This window comes from Sphaerisporangium sp. NPDC005288 (assembly GCF_040607475.1).
GTDB classification, from domain to species: Bacteria; Actinomycetota; Actinomycetes; order Streptosporangiales; family Streptosporangiaceae; genus Sphaerisporangium; species Sphaerisporangium rhizosphaerae.
Genome location: NZ_JBEXGT010000055.1, coordinates 16,009 through 29,175, shown reverse-complemented (window position 1 = coordinate 29,175; position 13,167 = coordinate 16,009). Strand labels below are relative to the sequence as shown.

Annotated in this window: 18 protein-coding genes; 17 read left to right on the top strand and 1 reads right to left on the bottom strand. The window is 71.3% G+C overall.

Going from position 1 to position 13,167, the window contains the following annotated elements; all coding sequences use genetic code 11:
* Nucleotides 1-3: 3 nt before the first annotated feature.
* From ABZU32_RS35705 to ABZU32_RS35640, 14 genes are all read left to right on the top strand, one after another.
* Nucleotides 4-477 carry a hypothetical protein gene (locus ABZU32_RS35705; RefSeq protein WP_354929746.1) on the top strand — a complete coding sequence of 158 codons (474 nt, stop codon included), beginning with the start codon at nucleotides 4-6 and terminating at the stop codon, nucleotides 475-477.
* Nucleotides 478-500: 23 nt separating this feature from the next.
* Complete coding sequence (locus ABZU32_RS35700; RefSeq protein WP_354929743.1) at nucleotides 501-1,370, top strand: hypothetical protein; 870 nt, start codon at nucleotides 501-503, stop codon at nucleotides 1,368-1,370.
* Nucleotides 1,367-2,842: a hypothetical protein gene (locus ABZU32_RS35695; RefSeq protein WP_354929740.1), complete on the top strand. Its 1,476-nt coding sequence runs from the start codon at nucleotides 1,367-1,369 to the stop codon at nucleotides 2,840-2,842. Before ABZU32_RS35700 ends, ABZU32_RS35695 begins: the two co-directional genes overlap by 4 nt.
* Nucleotides 2,843-3,001: 159 nt before the next feature.
* Nucleotides 3,002-3,127 (top strand): hypothetical protein, encoded by a 126-nt coding sequence (locus tag ABZU32_RS35690; RefSeq protein WP_354929737.1) that lies wholly within the window; start codon nucleotides 3,002-3,004, stop codon nucleotides 3,125-3,127.
* Nucleotides 3,127-3,798, top strand: a complete 672-nt coding sequence (locus ABZU32_RS35685; protein ID WP_354929734.1) for a M48 family metalloprotease — start codon at nucleotides 3,127-3,129, stop codon at nucleotides 3,796-3,798. The genes ABZU32_RS35690 and ABZU32_RS35685 overlap by 1 nt, the downstream gene beginning before the upstream one ends.
* A 40-nt stretch (nucleotides 3,799-3,838) precedes the next feature.
* The gene (locus ABZU32_RS35680) at nucleotides 3,839-4,081 is read left to right on the top strand and encodes a hypothetical protein (RefSeq protein ID WP_354929731.1); all 243 of its coding nucleotides are present in this window, start codon (nucleotides 3,839-3,841) and stop codon (nucleotides 4,079-4,081) included.
* Between the two features lie 98 nt (nucleotides 4,082-4,179).
* Nucleotides 4,180-4,740, top strand: coding sequence for a Pycsar system effector family protein (locus ABZU32_RS35675; protein WP_354929728.1), 561 nt, complete (start codon nucleotides 4,180-4,182; stop codon nucleotides 4,738-4,740).
* A complete protein-coding gene (locus ABZU32_RS35670; RefSeq protein WP_354929725.1) occupies nucleotides 4,737-5,081 on the top strand; it encodes a hypothetical protein in 345 nt (114 codons plus the stop codon). Before ABZU32_RS35675 ends, ABZU32_RS35670 begins: the two co-directional genes overlap by 4 nt.
* Nucleotides 5,078-5,449, top strand: coding sequence for a hypothetical protein (locus ABZU32_RS35665; protein WP_354929722.1), 372 nt, complete (start codon nucleotides 5,078-5,080; stop codon nucleotides 5,447-5,449). The genes ABZU32_RS35670 and ABZU32_RS35665 overlap by 4 nt, the downstream gene beginning before the upstream one ends.
* Complete coding sequence (locus ABZU32_RS35660; protein ID WP_354929720.1) at nucleotides 5,449-5,649, top strand: hypothetical protein; 201 nt, start codon at nucleotides 5,449-5,451, stop codon at nucleotides 5,647-5,649. The genes ABZU32_RS35665 and ABZU32_RS35660 overlap by 1 nt, the downstream gene beginning before the upstream one ends.
* Nucleotides 5,646-5,945, top strand: a complete 300-nt coding sequence (locus ABZU32_RS35655) for a hypothetical protein (protein ID WP_354929717.1) — start codon at nucleotides 5,646-5,648, stop codon at nucleotides 5,943-5,945. Before ABZU32_RS35660 ends, ABZU32_RS35655 begins: the two co-directional genes overlap by 4 nt.
* A gap of 424 nt (nucleotides 5,946-6,369) precedes the next feature.
* Nucleotides 6,370-7,530, top strand: a complete 1,161-nt coding sequence (locus ABZU32_RS35650; RefSeq protein ID WP_354929714.1) for a helix-turn-helix domain-containing protein — start codon at nucleotides 6,370-6,372, stop codon at nucleotides 7,528-7,530.
* Between the two features lie 21 nt (nucleotides 7,531-7,551).
* Nucleotides 7,552-7,875, top strand: a complete 324-nt coding sequence (locus ABZU32_RS35645) for a metalloregulator ArsR/SmtB family transcription factor (RefSeq protein ID WP_354929711.1) — start codon at nucleotides 7,552-7,554, stop codon at nucleotides 7,873-7,875.
* Entirely contained in the window at nucleotides 7,872-8,837 is a 966-nt protein-coding gene (locus ABZU32_RS35640; RefSeq protein WP_354929708.1) for a TIGR03086 family metal-binding protein, read from the top strand. Before ABZU32_RS35645 ends, ABZU32_RS35640 begins: the two co-directional genes overlap by 4 nt.
* Nucleotides 8,838-8,936: 99 nt before the next feature.
* Here the strand turns inward: ABZU32_RS35640 and ABZU32_RS35635 are convergent, their stop codons facing one another.
* A complete protein-coding gene (locus tag ABZU32_RS35635) occupies nucleotides 8,937-9,251 on the bottom strand; it encodes a pentapeptide repeat-containing protein (RefSeq protein ID WP_354929705.1) in 315 nt (104 codons plus the stop codon).
* 1,306 nt (nucleotides 9,252-10,557) lie between these two features.
* Here ABZU32_RS35635 and ABZU32_RS35630 point away from each other — a divergent pair.
* The 3 genes from ABZU32_RS35630 to ABZU32_RS35620 all read left to right on the top strand — a co-directional run bounded on the left by ABZU32_RS35630 (nucleotide 10,558) and on the right by ABZU32_RS35620 (nucleotide 12,989).
* A complete protein-coding gene (locus ABZU32_RS35630) occupies nucleotides 10,558-10,686 on the top strand; it encodes a hypothetical protein (protein ID WP_354929702.1) in 129 nt (42 codons plus the stop codon).
* Nucleotides 10,687-10,950: 264 nt separating this feature from the next.
* Complete coding sequence (locus tag ABZU32_RS35625) at nucleotides 10,951-11,415, top strand: hypothetical protein (RefSeq protein WP_354929700.1); 465 nt, start codon at nucleotides 10,951-10,953, stop codon at nucleotides 11,413-11,415.
* Between the two features lie 770 nt (nucleotides 11,416-12,185).
* Nucleotides 12,186-12,989 carry a Crp/Fnr family transcriptional regulator gene (locus ABZU32_RS35620; RefSeq protein WP_354929697.1) on the top strand — a complete coding sequence of 268 codons (804 nt, stop codon included), beginning with the start codon at nucleotides 12,186-12,188 and terminating at the stop codon, nucleotides 12,987-12,989.
* The last annotated feature ends 178 nt before the right edge of the window (nucleotides 12,990-13,167 follow it).

Genomic DNA, 13,167 nt, shown 5'->3' with positions numbered 1-13,167 from the left:
CTGATGGAAGAGCTGGAGACGACCGGCCAGGCCGGCGGCCAGGGCGGTCAGGTGGCCGGTCCGGGCACGGGGGGCGCCGTGGTGGCGGCGGCGGGCGGGGTGCTGGAGACGGTGGTGTCCTACGGCATCGTCATCGTCCAGCTGGCCGCCGCCGGGATACGGCTACGCGGCCTGTCGGAGCAGGTCCGCGCGACCTACCGGTATGTGGAGGGCTGCTCGACGAGCACTGATCGGCTGGCTGAGCAGATGGCGGGCCTGGCCGTCGACGGCGACACCGTGGGCGAGCACCACCAGGCCGCGGCGGTGATGCGCGGCGTGCTGGCCGAGGCCGAGGCGATGGCCACCGCCACCGAGGAACTGGCGGGCCTGTTCGGGCAGACCGCCGCCGCTCACCAGGCCGATTACGGCACGGTCGCCGACACCGTGCACGCGATGCCGGTCCCGATGGCCGACGCGCAGTTCTACAGCAACCGCTGACCCCGACCCGAGAGGAGAGGACCATGCCCCCGACTTCGCGCACCGTGCCGGCCATGGCACCGGTGGAGGTGGCGGTGCCGGCCTGGCCCGGGCTGGACCGGGCCCGCCGCCGCGTGGACACCGTGCGCAGCTGCACGGGCCGGGTGGCGACCATCGCCGGCGGCGCCTTGGCGGCGGTCGGCATGTTCACCGGTGAGCTGTACGGCGCCTGCCTGCTGGGCACCGCGGCGGCGACGCTGGCCGGGCTGGCGAGTCTGCGGCTGTGGAAGCCCGACGGCCACCAGAAGGCCACCGCCACCGCGTTGTACCTGATGCCCGGGGCGGGCCTGGCCGCGCTGCTGGTCGCTGAGCAGGCGGTGGCGGGCATCCACTGGGGCGAGGCCCTGGCCCTGGGCACCTGGACCACGGCCACCTGGGTGCTGCGCCCGGGCCGCACCGCCCGCCGCATGCGCGCCCCCCTCCTGCCCCCACCGGCGGCCGCGGTGGTGGTCCCGGCGCGCGTGGTCGAGGAGCACCCGGCCGCCTGGTGGTGGGCCCGGCACGTCGCCGTCGACGACGGCGCGGCGCCCGGCACACTGCTGCAGGACATCGAACAGACCGGTGAGAGCGCGATGCGGGCGGTCATACGTTCGGCGGTGGCCGGCCGCCCGGTCCCCGACATCTCCATCCGCGCCCTGTCGGCGCTGATGGACGTCCCCGAAGACCAGATCGGCATTGGGCCGGTGCCCGGCCGGGGCGCCTCGATGCGGCGCCTGACCATCGGCACCCCCGACATGCACGCCGACCCCGCCACGGTGTGGGCGCAGCAGATCGCCCCGACCGCGATGCCGGGCGCGGTGCTGACCAGCGTCCGCATCGGCCGCCCCGCCCACACTCCCGAGGCCGGCCAATGAGCGCCGCCGCCCCGGCCGTGGCCGCGGGCGAGGTGGTCGAGCTGATGCTGGAGGTTCCGCGGGGCCAGGTGGTCCGCTACGACCTGGCCGCGCTGTGCTCGGCGCTGGACATCACCGATGCGACCCGGATCGCGGTGGAGACCGACGGGTCCCGCCGTGCGATCGTCACCATCTACCCGACCAACCCGCTGGCGCAGGTGAGGGCGGTCACCCGCGAGGACCTGGTGATGGATCGGCACGGCCGCATCGTGGTCGGCGCCTACCACAACGGCCTGCCGGTCAAAAAGCGCCTGTTCGACCCCTCCACCGGCAGCGCGCAGCGGTTCCTGCTGTTCGGCACCACCGGCGGCGGCAAGTCCCGCACCCTGCAAATCCAGCTGATCGCCGAGAAGGTCAACGGCATCGTTTCCTGGGTCGCCGATCTGAAGTTCGGCCAGTCGGTGCCCGAGGCCGAAGGCAACGTCGACTGGTTCATGCGCGCTCAGGAAGCCGCGATCTTGATGCTGCGGTCGGCGGTGGCCGTCGCCCAGGAACGGATGCGCCGCTACAGCGCCGCCGGCCGCACCTCCTTCCTCCTGGGCGTCGACCCGCTGCTGCACGTGTGGATCGAGGAGGCCAACCGCCTGCTGGAAAAGGGCGCCCCCTACCGGGACGAGGGCACCTACCTGATCAAAGAGCTGGGCCGCACCGGCCGGTCGGTGGGCGTGGGCATCGGCCTGTCGGCGCAGGCGTCCCACCTGGAGGAGATGGGTGGCTCCGACACCCTGCGCGCCATGCTCAAAGAGGGCGAAGTCACGCTGCTGCGCTGGTCGTCGTCCATGATGCGCCAACTGGTCGCCGACGGCCTGCTGCCCGTCGGCGAGCAGCTGGTGCCCATCCCCAAGACCCTCGCACCGCGCGTGCTGCGCTCCCAGTTCGACCCGGCCGGCGACGACGACCAGGACGACGCGCCGGGCACCCAGGGCACCGCCTACCTGCTGTCCGGGCCACGGCCCACCGCGCTGATGCGGCACTTCCGCGTCGGCTCGATCGCTCCCATGCCCGGGCTGGACCCCGAAATCCTCGCCCTGTACGGGCCAGAAGAGCCCGCCCGGCTGGAGGATGCCTCGCACGAGGCCGCCGGCGAGGCTTACGCCGCCCGCAACGACCCGTCCGCCATGGCCGCGCTGTGCGACGCCGTGCTGGCCGAGTACGAACAACAGCAGGGCAGGCCGGTCCCGCTCGGCGGCGGGCAACCCGGCGGACGGCCTGGCGGGCAGCCGCGGCGCAGCGCCGCGCGCCTGGAGGACCGCATCCTGGCCGTCCTGGCCGCCGCGCAGGAGCCGATGACCGCAGGCGACATCCTCGAGGCCGTCAACGCCGACGGCGGCCGCGAAGTCCGGCAGGGCTCGGTCCGCAACACCCTCGGCGCCCTGGCCGACGCCGGCGAGGTCGCCCGGCTGGAGAGGGGGCTGTACGCCATGGACCGCTGAGGTGGGCGCTGGAGGCTGCGGATGCCCGCCCGGCCCGACCCGGGCGCGTGTCCGGAGCAGCAGCGCTCCCCGGGGGCCGATCGGCCCCTGAGACGACAAAGCCCCAGGGCGTCAATCCGACCAAAGACGCCGCCCCGGGGCCCCCATACAGGGAGATCCATGATGGCACGCCCCCGCATGGTCCCGATCGATGACCACAGCCCGGCAGGCCGGCCGCTCAGCGACGACAACGAGCGCGAGCTGTATCTGGAGCTGCTGGCCGAGGCCTCCCGCGAGCACGGCTGATGACCCGCCCGGCCCTCACCAGCAGCCCGGCCACCCCACCCCTGATCGAAAGGCCCCTGACGATGACCGTCCACCCGCCCATCCCGGCCGCCGGCCCCGACGCCGAGGCCGCCGCGGTGCTGGCCGACGCGCTGCGCCGCGCCGCCGATCTGCCCGGCGTGCTCATGCGCCGTGATGTCGAGCTGGGCCCGGCCGCCCAGCTGACCGAGTCCCGCTGCACACATGTCCCGATCGTGCACCTGGGCGCCGAGCTCGCGGCCGGACCGTTGGCGCCGCTGACCGGCACCCTGGCCCACGAGCTGGCCCACCAGGCGCTGGGGCATCTGCGGACGCGGCCGCTGGTGGTCTGGTGGGCCTGCCACCAGCTCACCCTGATGGCCGGCGTGCTCGCCCTGGCGCTGCGCTCGCCGTGGTGTCTGGTGCTGTTCGCCGCGTGCGTCGCCGCCCGCATCATCTGGGCGCGCATCAGCCGGACGCAGGAGTACCAGGCCGACGCTTATGCGGTCAGGTTGCTGGACCGCACCGGACTTCCCGGCCTGGACATCACCACCAGCACGCTGTGGGCCGGTCAGCACCACGACACCTGGTGGTACCGGACCGTCGGCTGGATGACCGGCACCCACCCCACCGCGGCCGCCCGCGTCCGCCACCTGCACCGCGGCCGCCAGTAGGCCCACCAACACCCCGGTTCCGCCCGAAAGGACGTTGACGATGATCGTTCACCCGCCCATCCCGGCCGCCGGCCCCGATACCGAGGCCGCCGCCGTACTGGACGACGACCCGCGGCCGCCGGCCGAGCTGCTGGACATCAACGACGACCCCGAAGACTGCGACGCCTGCCAGGTGGCGCACGCGCTGTGGCCGCGCTGGCCGCATGGCGTCTGCCCCTACCACCACGGCATCAACCGCGCTGCCGACCAGATCCGCACCAAGCTGCGCGAGCTGCTCGGCTGACACGCACGACGGGCGCGCACCAACGTGGCCAACCGCCAAGAAGCCCACGCCGGGCGCGCCCGCAACCCCCTCCAACCACACAGAGAGGTAGCTCCATCATGACCACCATCCCGCAGGCGCACGACACCGCACCCGGCGCCGCGCCCCCGCCCATCCCCATCTCCCCGCGGATGCGTGCCCATCTGGATCGGATGCAAGGCGAGGCCCGGACGCTGCTGGCCGATCAGCTCGCCGGCGTGCGGGCCGAACTGGCCCGCGTGGACGCCAAGACCGGCCTGCTGCTGTCGTGGGCGGGTGGTGCGGCCGGCCTGGTCGCCGCGCTCGCCTCCGCCGAACCGCGCGTGGCCCGGGCCGGGCTGTGGGTGGCGGTCACGCTGCTGGTCGGCGCGGTCGCGGTGCTGCTGGCCGCGACCTGGCCGCGCCTGCCCCGCCGCGGCGCCACCGGGTTCCTGGCCATCGCCCGCTACGCCGACACCGAGCAGGTGATGGGCTATCTGGGGGCGCGCCTGGTCGACCCGCACACCGCGGCCGCAGCCGACCTGCACCACCTAGCCCGCATCACCCGCGCCAAGTACCGCGCGCTCCAGGCCGCGATCGTGCTGCTGCTGGCCGCGCTGGTCGTCCTGGCGGCTGTCCTGCCGGCGGGGGTGACCTGGTGACCGCCACAGCCCCCGCCACGTCACCGGCCGGCGACGTCGCCCAGGTGCTCATGTTGCTGCTGTCCGGCCACCAGGTGCAGCACATCGCCGCACGCACCACCTGGCCGGAGGCGGCCGTGCTCGCCCTGGCCGTCCGACACGGCCTGGCCCTGGCCGACGGGTGGGTCATCGGCGCCGCCGACCACCGGGCCGTCCAGGCGTTCGGGCAGGCGCAGCAGGTCGCCCAGCAGCAACTGCAGCAGGCCACCGCCGCGCTGACCGCCGTCCGCGGACTGGTCACCGCGCTGGAGCGCCAGCACCAGATGCTCGCCGCAGGCCTGACGGCGGGAGTCAGGTCATGACCGCCCCCGCCGCGCTGGCCGACGTCGCCGGCGACCCAACCACCCACAGAGGCGACCTGGTCGCCTTGGACGCCAGCCCGGCCGAGGTCGCCGACGACCGCGCGGCCGCCGGGGTGGCGGTGGTGGTGGAGGCCATGGCCATCGCCGGGCTGTGGGCGCACCTGACCACCGCCCCGATCTGCGAGCTGGTGGCCGCCGGGCGCGACTGCCCCGACCCGGCCGTGCGCGCGGCCGTCGACCGCGTCAGCGCCGAGGCCGAGCAGCTGCGCGGCGTGCTCGTCGACGCCGTCACCGACGCCTACCGCCAGGTGGAAGCCGACCTGCACGCCCCGCGCCGCGCCGTGCATGGCCCGGGCGGTGAGTGCTGATGGGCCGCGTGTTGGTGGCGTGCGGCTGCCGCGCCCACAAGGGCCGGGCGTGCGAGGTGGCCGCCGGCAGCGAGCTGGCCGCCGCCACCGCCGTCCCCGACGCCCGGCTGGCCGAGCGCAACCGGCACACCCTGGTGCTGCTGGCCGAGCACGACCAGACCGGCGAACAGGGGCCCTGGCCGATCGGCGGCCGCCGATGACCGCCCTCACCCCGCCCCTCGCCGCCTGGGACCTCACCACTCTGGCCGAGCTGCGAGCGCTGCCGGACACGCGGCCAGCGGCGGCGGCGGAGCGGCGGTGCGGGCAGTGGTCGACCTCGGCCGGGCGATGCAGCACCCCCGGAGCGCGGCTGTACCTGGTGGGCCCGCGCTGCCCCGAGCACACCCCCGCCGCGCTCGCCGGCGAGGCCGAACCAGGGGCCGCGGCGTACTGTCCGTTGGCGCGCTGCTGGTGCGGCCGGTGCGTGATCGCAGAAGCACAGGTCAGCGCACCGTGAGTGAACACGAGATGCAGGCGGGCGGGAACCTAATCGGTTCCCGCCTGTCGGCGCGTGGTCACAAAATGCGACACGCCAATGCCTGCAGGGCCGTCAACGCGCACGTCGCGCCCGGCTTCCTGGCATGCTGTGGCGTTGAATCGATCTCAAACCTGATCGGCACCAGGAGTCGCCCAAGGCAAAAAGAAAGAAGCGCCCTTGTTGAAGGGGCGCTTCTCACCAGACAACTTCACAACCCACACGTCTTTGACGTTCTGCTCCTGAGCTTGGCGGCGAGCGAGCGGAACGGCGTAAGAGGCGTGCCTTACTACGTCTGGAGCCGACGATAGCAGCTCGCCAGGCGGTCAGCCCACCATGCCCGAACGACACGCCGGGCCGACTCACCGCTTCCCACCCCCACCGCCGCAGAATCGCGGCCGCCGCTGTGGCTGCCGCGCTTCCGGCCGGGTTCTCCTCCCGTCGGCTGGCCATCGCCCGGGCGCTGCCCGAAGGGGCGCGTCGTGCGGCCTCCCAGGGCGTGTGGGTGCACGCGGTGCAGTCCCATCCCGACGTCGCGACCCTACGCGCGGACGCACATCGCAACCTGATGGCGGTGGTGTGGACACTGGCCCGGCATGCCGACTGGACGACACTGACGACCAGGCCGACCTGGGCGGTGCTGATGGAACGCACCGGCCTTGGCCGATCCACGGTGGCGGCTTGGCTGGCCTGGCTGCGCAGGGCCGGCCTGCTGGGCACCGTCACTCCGGGCACCACCGTGCGCTACCGGCGCGGCACCGCCTGCGGCCTGCTGGACGACGGGCGGGGCAACGAGGCCGCCGAGTACGTCCTAGCCGTCCCGGCCCTCACCTCTCGCGCTGACGCCTGCCCAGCTCGTAGCCCTGTGGAGGAAACTCGGACCCCCTCTTGTCCCCCGCAGGGGGACAAGAGTCCCGCCCTACGCGGGCGCGCGCGCGAGGCAACCAAGATCAACGACACCGGCCCAGATTGGCCGCTGTCCGCAACGCCGGCGACCAAGCGCGACATGATCCAGGCCTGCCGGACCGCCCGGCGGGCCGACCTGACGCTCAGGCGGGTGTCCGACCGGCACCTTCGTAGCCTGCTCAGGGCCGTATTCGCCTGCGGAGCCACCCTCGGCGACGCCCTCCACATGATCAACCACCTGCCGGACGGGAAGCCCTGGACCCTCGCCGGCACCCCCCGCTACCTGCCCGGATGGATCCGCCACCGACTGTCGGTATGGCTCGACGAGCACGGCCGACTCCGCCCCGGCGTGCGCCTTCCCAGCCACGAGCGCACCGCCGCTGCCAAAGCCCAACTCGCCGCCCAACAGGCTCGCCGCGAGCAGCACACCCGCGCCCTGGCGGCCGCCGCACTCGTCGACGTCCACCACCACGCCGGCCAGGCCCGCGCCATGCTGGCCGCCCGCGGCATCGGTCAGCGCCACCTGCCTGACAAGCCGCGGTCCCTCTCGGCCCCACGCGCCCACCTTTACGATGTAAAGGTCGCGGCGCGGACGATCCGCCCGGGTGTGGTGACCCTGACCCAAATGGTGACCACGGCGGCCCTTTGCGAAAAAGCGTAAGCCTAGGCTAACGTATTTCGAGTGATCGACGCCCTCTCCGCAGCAGCCGAGCCGACCCGGCGACGCCTGCTGCAGCTGCTGGCGACAGGTCCGCGGACGGTCAGCGAGCTGGCCGAGCAGTTCACGGTGACCCGGCCGGCGATCTCCCAGCACCTTGCGGTGCTGGCCGACGCCGGTCTTGTGACCGCCCGCAAGGACGGTCGGCGGCGCCTCTACAGCGTCGTACCCGCCGGCATCACCCAACTGCGTGCCGAGATCGACCGCTTCTGGAGCACCGAGCTCGATCTCTTGGCGGACGAGGCTGCCAAGAGGGCCACCACGCAACCCGAGGAGCATGGCTCATGACCATCGAGAAGACCGCGCTACTACCCGTCTCTGCCGACGAGGCATTCGCGCTCATCACCCAGCCCGACCGCCTGCGCCGCTGGCTCGCCATCTCCGCCCGGGTGGACCTGCGTGCGGGCGGAGAGTTCCGCTGGACCCTCACCCCCATGGCCGTCGCGGCCGGCACGGTCACCGAGGTCGACCCCGGCCGGCGGATCGTGCTCGGCTTCGGCTTGGAGCAGTCGGGCCGGCCCCGCACGGACACGGTGACCATCACGATCGAGCCCGCCGAAGGCGGCACCCTCGTACGCCTGATCCACCAGGGCCTTCCGGAGGACCAGGTTCAGGACGTCCTCGAGGGCTGGACCCACTTCTTCCAGCGGCTGGAGCGCGCCGCGGTCACCGGCGACGCGGGTCCAGACGAGTGGGCCGCCGCCCCGGCGGACCTCAACCCACTCACCTCCGCCAACGCCACGCTCGCCGTGCTGCAGCACGTGCTGCGCGGCATAAGCGAAGACGACCTCAGCAAGTCAACGCCGTGCACCGACTTCACGGTGAGCCAGCTCGAGGGGCACCTGCTGGGTTCGCTGAGCTCCCTGACCAGCCTCGCCGGCAGCACGCTCGTGCCCGCGTCAGCCAGTGACCTGGAGTCCCGGATCGCCGGCGCGGCACAGCAGGCGATGGAGACCTGGATGAAACGAGGCATCGAGGGCACGGTGCAGGCCGGACCGCAGGAGCTGCCGGCGACCATCGCAGCGAGCATCCTGTCCGTGGAGTTCCTCGTGCACGCGTGGGACTTCGCCTCAGCCACAGGGCAGAAGGTGGCCGTGTCCGACGAGGTCGCCACCTACGTCCTCGGCCTCGCCGAACAGATCATCACGCCCGAGCAGCGCGAGCGCGTTGGCTTTGACCCAGCGATCCCGATTAGCGGGAATGCACCTGCGATGGACCGCCTCGTCGCCTTCACAGGCCGCGCCACCTGAGGCGCGACACAACTCGGCGGGCTGCGACCACAGCGCCCCCCGGTCGCCCCGTGGCCAGGCGAGGAAGGACTTTTCTGTGGTATTCCTTCTGCGGCCCTGCTACGGGGTGTCCTGCCACACCAGTTTCAGGGTTTCTGATCCGTCGGATCTGGCCGCCTCGCTCCATCCCGCGGGCCAGGATCGTCGGGCATTGAGAGTGGGCTGCGCCGTGGCCTCCTGCAAGGCAGGCACGCTTGCGAACACTGCCTCATCAAAGCTGGTTGTCCCCGCGAACCGGGCTTGCTGGAAGACGGCCTGGTCTTTGAACACCGTCCGGCTGAAGAGCGCTGCCCCGGTGAACGAGCGGCCCGCTCGCCGAGCGCCTGGCCGCGCTCGCCGACAGCGCGCGCACCACCGGTGCCCGGTCCACCACACCGCGGCCGCGCCTGGCCCGCCCCGCCACCAGCGACCAGATCCAGCAGCTGGCCGCGCTACGCCAACGCTTGGCCGAGCGCCTCGCGCGCTCCCCCGAGCCGCTCGGCGAGCCCAGCGCCTCGCCCGTTCGCCAGCTCGTCGACCCCAGCGCCCTCCGCCCCGCGTAAGACCGTGCTCGGTGGGCCGCGGTCGCAGCTGCCCGCGCGGGTACGCGCGTACCTACGCGCCTAGGCGCGCACCTGCGCGTGAGGGAGAGCACTCCTGCAGCGCTGTACGCGAACGCACGGCAGGGCGGGTCGTTCCCGGCGAGCAGACTCGCCCCAGCGTTCGCCCACCCCAGCGTCGAGGTCTTAGCGCGGCAGCGAGCCCCCGCCCCGGAGGCGCGGCGAGGTGCGCAGAGCGTGCGTCGAGTGTGGGGCGAGTGTGGGGCGAGCGCTGTCACCCTTGCTCGGTCCGGGGCGTGCAAGCTCTTCGGGCGCCCCGGACCGCTGGTGCAGTTGGCTGGCGCGGGCGTGGGGTTGTAGTACACCGCGATAGTGCTGGCCCGCCGGGCCCGGATCCGACGTCGCCCGGTGCGGCATCGGGGCCTCTGCGCCACGGCCGGCTGGCCGGCGCCGCTGCTCCGGCCGGCCGCGGCGTCGTTCCATGCCGGTGACGTCGACGACGTCGACCGGGGCGAGGAGCCCGCTCGCAGGACCGGCAACAGGAAAACTGGCGAGCCGACGATGAGCGGACCTCCGTTCGAGCAGTTCGGGCTCAGCTGGCCGGGGACGGCAACGTCAACGGCGAGTCGAGCAGAGCGGGAGGAGGCCGCGGTGTGACGACGGGCGTACCGTGGCGGATTCTGCTCGTCGACACCGCGAAGCGCTACAGAGCGCCGGACACGGGAGCCTCGGCAGCCGTATCGAGAACATCGCCGATTACCTCGCGCGCCGCTGCCGAGCCGGGGCCCACTCGCTGACGTGCGCGGGACGCGCGGCCGCGCCGAGGGGATTCAGCATGCCACGTGGTTGCGCGTCGGCCGGGCCGCGGTGGGGGCCGCCATCGCGGCCGCGATAGCCGCAGGCGTAGTGGACGCGCCGGGGTTGTTCTAGCGAAGGACTCCCGGCAACCGCGGGCGATGGCGGCCGGGCACAGATCGGCGCGTTTTGTTAGGCGGCCCCGCTAACGTTGCTCTTGTCGGTCTTGTCGTACATCCAAGCCAACACTCTGGAAAGTCGGTCGTCGGCCCTCCGCGCGGGGGCCGATCGGACGGCCCCCGCCGGTCGGGCTCTCGCCCAAAGAGGGGGGCGAAGGAGTGTGGCCGATGGATGGCAAGCGACGGCGGAGCCGTAAGAAGTCAGGCCGGGACGGTTGGTGGCCCCTCGTGGGCAGAGGGGTGCTGATCGTCGTGGACTGGTGGATCAACGGCGGCGGGCCCAGGTGGTGGATCTGACCCACCCCTGAGCCCGTAGTACACGAGGGGTCCCGATTGGCCGCCCAGCCAGTGTTCGGGGCCCCTTTTGCATGTCTTACCGTCCTGCCAACTAGGCGCATGGTGCCTAAGTTCGATCTCAGCGTATCCGGATGAATGCGGTAACGCCACCTCAAGTCGATTCATGCTTACCGGCTACTACCTGCGAAGATGCGCGCATGGGTTCCTGCCGGAGGGGCGTGCAGCGGGAACCTCAAGCTCAGCCGTTGCTGTCACGATGAGCGGATGATCCCTGAGGAATGCTCGAAGTGCGGCGCGCCGTGGACGTCCGGCAAGGTTCCGAACTACGACCACATCCACCGCGCCGAGACGATGCCACGCGCTCGGCGCACCGAGAGCCACATCGTCCTGCACGGCTACGCGGTCGGCTTGGCCGGCATGGGCGGTGGGATTGGGCAGACATGGGTGTTCTTCGAGCACCTGGAGCCTGCGCTGGTGTTCGGCCGGGCCGGGCGGATGTCCAGCCACGACATCAGCAGCTACGGCGTGTACGAGGCCGCACGGGAGACGCGCTACGACGAACATCGCCGCGGTGATGTGACCACCCTGCACGTGAACGTCGCCGCCGATTCGCTGGACCGCCGCCAGGGCGAGAAGAAGGTGTTCGCCCGGTGGCTGCAAGGAGTCGAATCGGAGTCCGCTCACTTCGAGCCGCCCCACCGCAGGGCCGCCGCTCGCGTGGGCCGTTGACGATCTTGGCTGGTGTCGGCTCGTGTGGCCGGAGTCGGCGGCCATGGTGACGCACGCGGATCTGTACGGCGGCTCGTGGCAGGAGTGACAGGCGAGACGACTCGTATGGTGATCGCGCATTCACAAATAGTTACTACCGTGGGTGACCTGCACGTATGTACCCTCTGTGCAGGGAGGGGGTAGTGCGCTACCACTGCCGACGGTTGAAAAAAAGTCACAGAACCTCGATTCCGGCATCTGCCGGAATCGGCTCGCGCTAAATGGACGTACATTGAAGTGCAGGCGTGGTCGAGTCTCTTCGCCGAGCCCGACGCATAGCCGCAGGCAGGAGCTCTCCGGGGGTGGTAGCCCGGAGGCCCTGCCATACCCTTTTTCTCTCCGAACTGGTGCCTCTTCACCTCACCAGTCGACTCCATCGCCTCGTCCCTTAACCCTCCACAGCGCTTAACGTGGAGGTCAAGCACCCCGCCGCTCACGGGTGAGTTCTCCGCCTCTACTACCAAGGGGCCTCTCCTCCTACCAAGGAGACCGGACTCATCTGCCGAGCGGTGGGTCGGGCTCGGCGAAGGAGGCGGCTTAGCCGTGAGAAGAGACGATTGGCCAATGATCTGTGCTGGGACTGTGGTGGTCCTAGCCGTCATTGTTCTCGCTGGGTATGCAGTGACCCGGCTCACCCCTGCAGACCCCACCGTTATCGCGGGAACGTTCACCGGGCTGGCTGCACTCTTGGCGGCCATTCCCCCGATCATCAAGGCCATGCGGGGCCGACGATGATGCCGACGAAGCGACACGCCTGGACGCCACACCTCCGTGATGAGGTATCCACGGCAGCGGCCACGTTGACTGGTCGGTACGAGAGCTTCTGGGCAGAGCTCGACACCGCTGGCCGCAGGAAGTTGCTGCAGCGCGGCCAGCCCAAGGTGTACGACAACCGGGACTACATCTACCGCCAGGGGCATACCAGCAGCTACGTGCTCATCTTGTTGAGGGGCCACGCCAAGCTGATGGCCGACTCAGCCAGTGGGCAGCAGACCTTGCTGTCCATTCGCTCCCCCGGCCAGCTGCTCGGGGAAGACGAGGCCCTACAGCGCGGTGGGACGACCGTCCGTCGTGCCACCGCGCAAGCTTTGCAGCGGGTAACTGCCATAACGGTCGAGGCCATGGCGTTTCAAGACCTTCTCAACTCTCATCCCCCCGCGGGTGTCGCCTTGGCGATGGAGCTACGCACCCGGCTGAACGAGGCGGAAACTCGAATCCGCGTGGCTCCTGAAGCGGCCAATCGCCGGCTGGCTCGGGCACTCGTCTCTCTCATCGACCACAACGAGGCGATGAGAAACGACTGGACTAAGGTCACGCTCCCTCTCTCTCAGGCGGAACTCGCTTCCTGGATCGGCACCTCCCGCGAGACCGTCGAACGGACGTTGCGGGGTTGGCGGCAGCGGTCCATCGTGCGCACTGACTACCGCGCTATCACCGTCCTCCGACCGCGCGACTTGATGCGGATCGCGGGCATTCACTCGGCTTACCTGCCGTCCCTGCCTTTCACGACACCTGTCGAGACCATGGCCAGCTAGTAGGCGGCTCTTCGAGTACCAGGTGCGAGGACTGAAACCCCGGTTCCGGCCCGTCTTCTACGAAGAAGCGGGCCGGTGTGCGGCTGTAGTCCTCGAGTTCAGCCGACGGCAGGCTCTCGTCGTAGAACTCGAGCGTTCCGTCCCACACAGGCGGCCATCCCGGAAACGGTGGTTACGG

Coding starts and splice junctions, on each gene's coding strand:
- ABZU32_RS35655 (WP_354929717.1), top strand. CDS start 5,646: ATGACCGCCCTCACCCCGCCCCTCGCCGCCTGGGACCTCACCACTCTG.
- ABZU32_RS35700 (WP_354929743.1), top strand. CDS start 501: ATGCCCCCGACTTCGCGCACCGTGCCGGCCATGGCACCGGTGGAGGTG.
- ABZU32_RS35660 (WP_354929720.1), top strand. CDS start 5,449: ATGGGCCGCGTGTTGGTGGCGTGCGGCTGCCGCGCCCACAAGGGCCGG.
- ABZU32_RS35630 (WP_354929702.1), top strand. CDS start 10,558: ATGGATGGCAAGCGACGGCGGAGCCGTAAGAAGTCAGGCCGGGACGGT.
- ABZU32_RS35680 (WP_354929731.1), top strand. CDS start 3,839: ATGATCGTTCACCCGCCCATCCCGGCCGCCGGCCCCGATACCGAGGCC.
- ABZU32_RS35690 (WP_354929737.1), top strand. CDS start 3,002: ATGATGGCACGCCCCCGCATGGTCCCGATCGATGACCACAGCCCGGCA.
- ABZU32_RS35705 (WP_354929746.1), top strand. CDS start 4: ATGGAAGAGCTGGAGACGACCGGCCAGGCCGGCGGCCAGGGCGGTCAG.
- ABZU32_RS35665 (WP_354929722.1), top strand. CDS start 5,078: ATGACCGCCCCCGCCGCGCTGGCCGACGTCGCCGGCGACCCAACCACC.
- ABZU32_RS35640 (WP_354929708.1), top strand. CDS start 7,872: ATGACCATCGAGAAGACCGCGCTACTACCCGTCTCTGCCGACGAGGCA.
- ABZU32_RS35625 (WP_354929700.1), top strand. CDS start 10,951: ATGATCCCTGAGGAATGCTCGAAGTGCGGCGCGCCGTGGACGTCCGGC.
- ABZU32_RS35620 (WP_354929697.1), top strand. CDS start 12,186: ATGATGCCGACGAAGCGACACGCCTGGACGCCACACCTCCGTGATGAG.
- ABZU32_RS35675 (WP_354929728.1), top strand. CDS start 4,180: ATGACCACCATCCCGCAGGCGCACGACACCGCACCCGGCGCCGCGCCC.
- ABZU32_RS35685 (WP_354929734.1), top strand. CDS start 3,127: ATGACCCGCCCGGCCCTCACCAGCAGCCCGGCCACCCCACCCCTGATC.
- ABZU32_RS35695 (WP_354929740.1), top strand. CDS start 1,367: ATGAGCGCCGCCGCCCCGGCCGTGGCCGCGGGCGAGGTGGTCGAGCTG.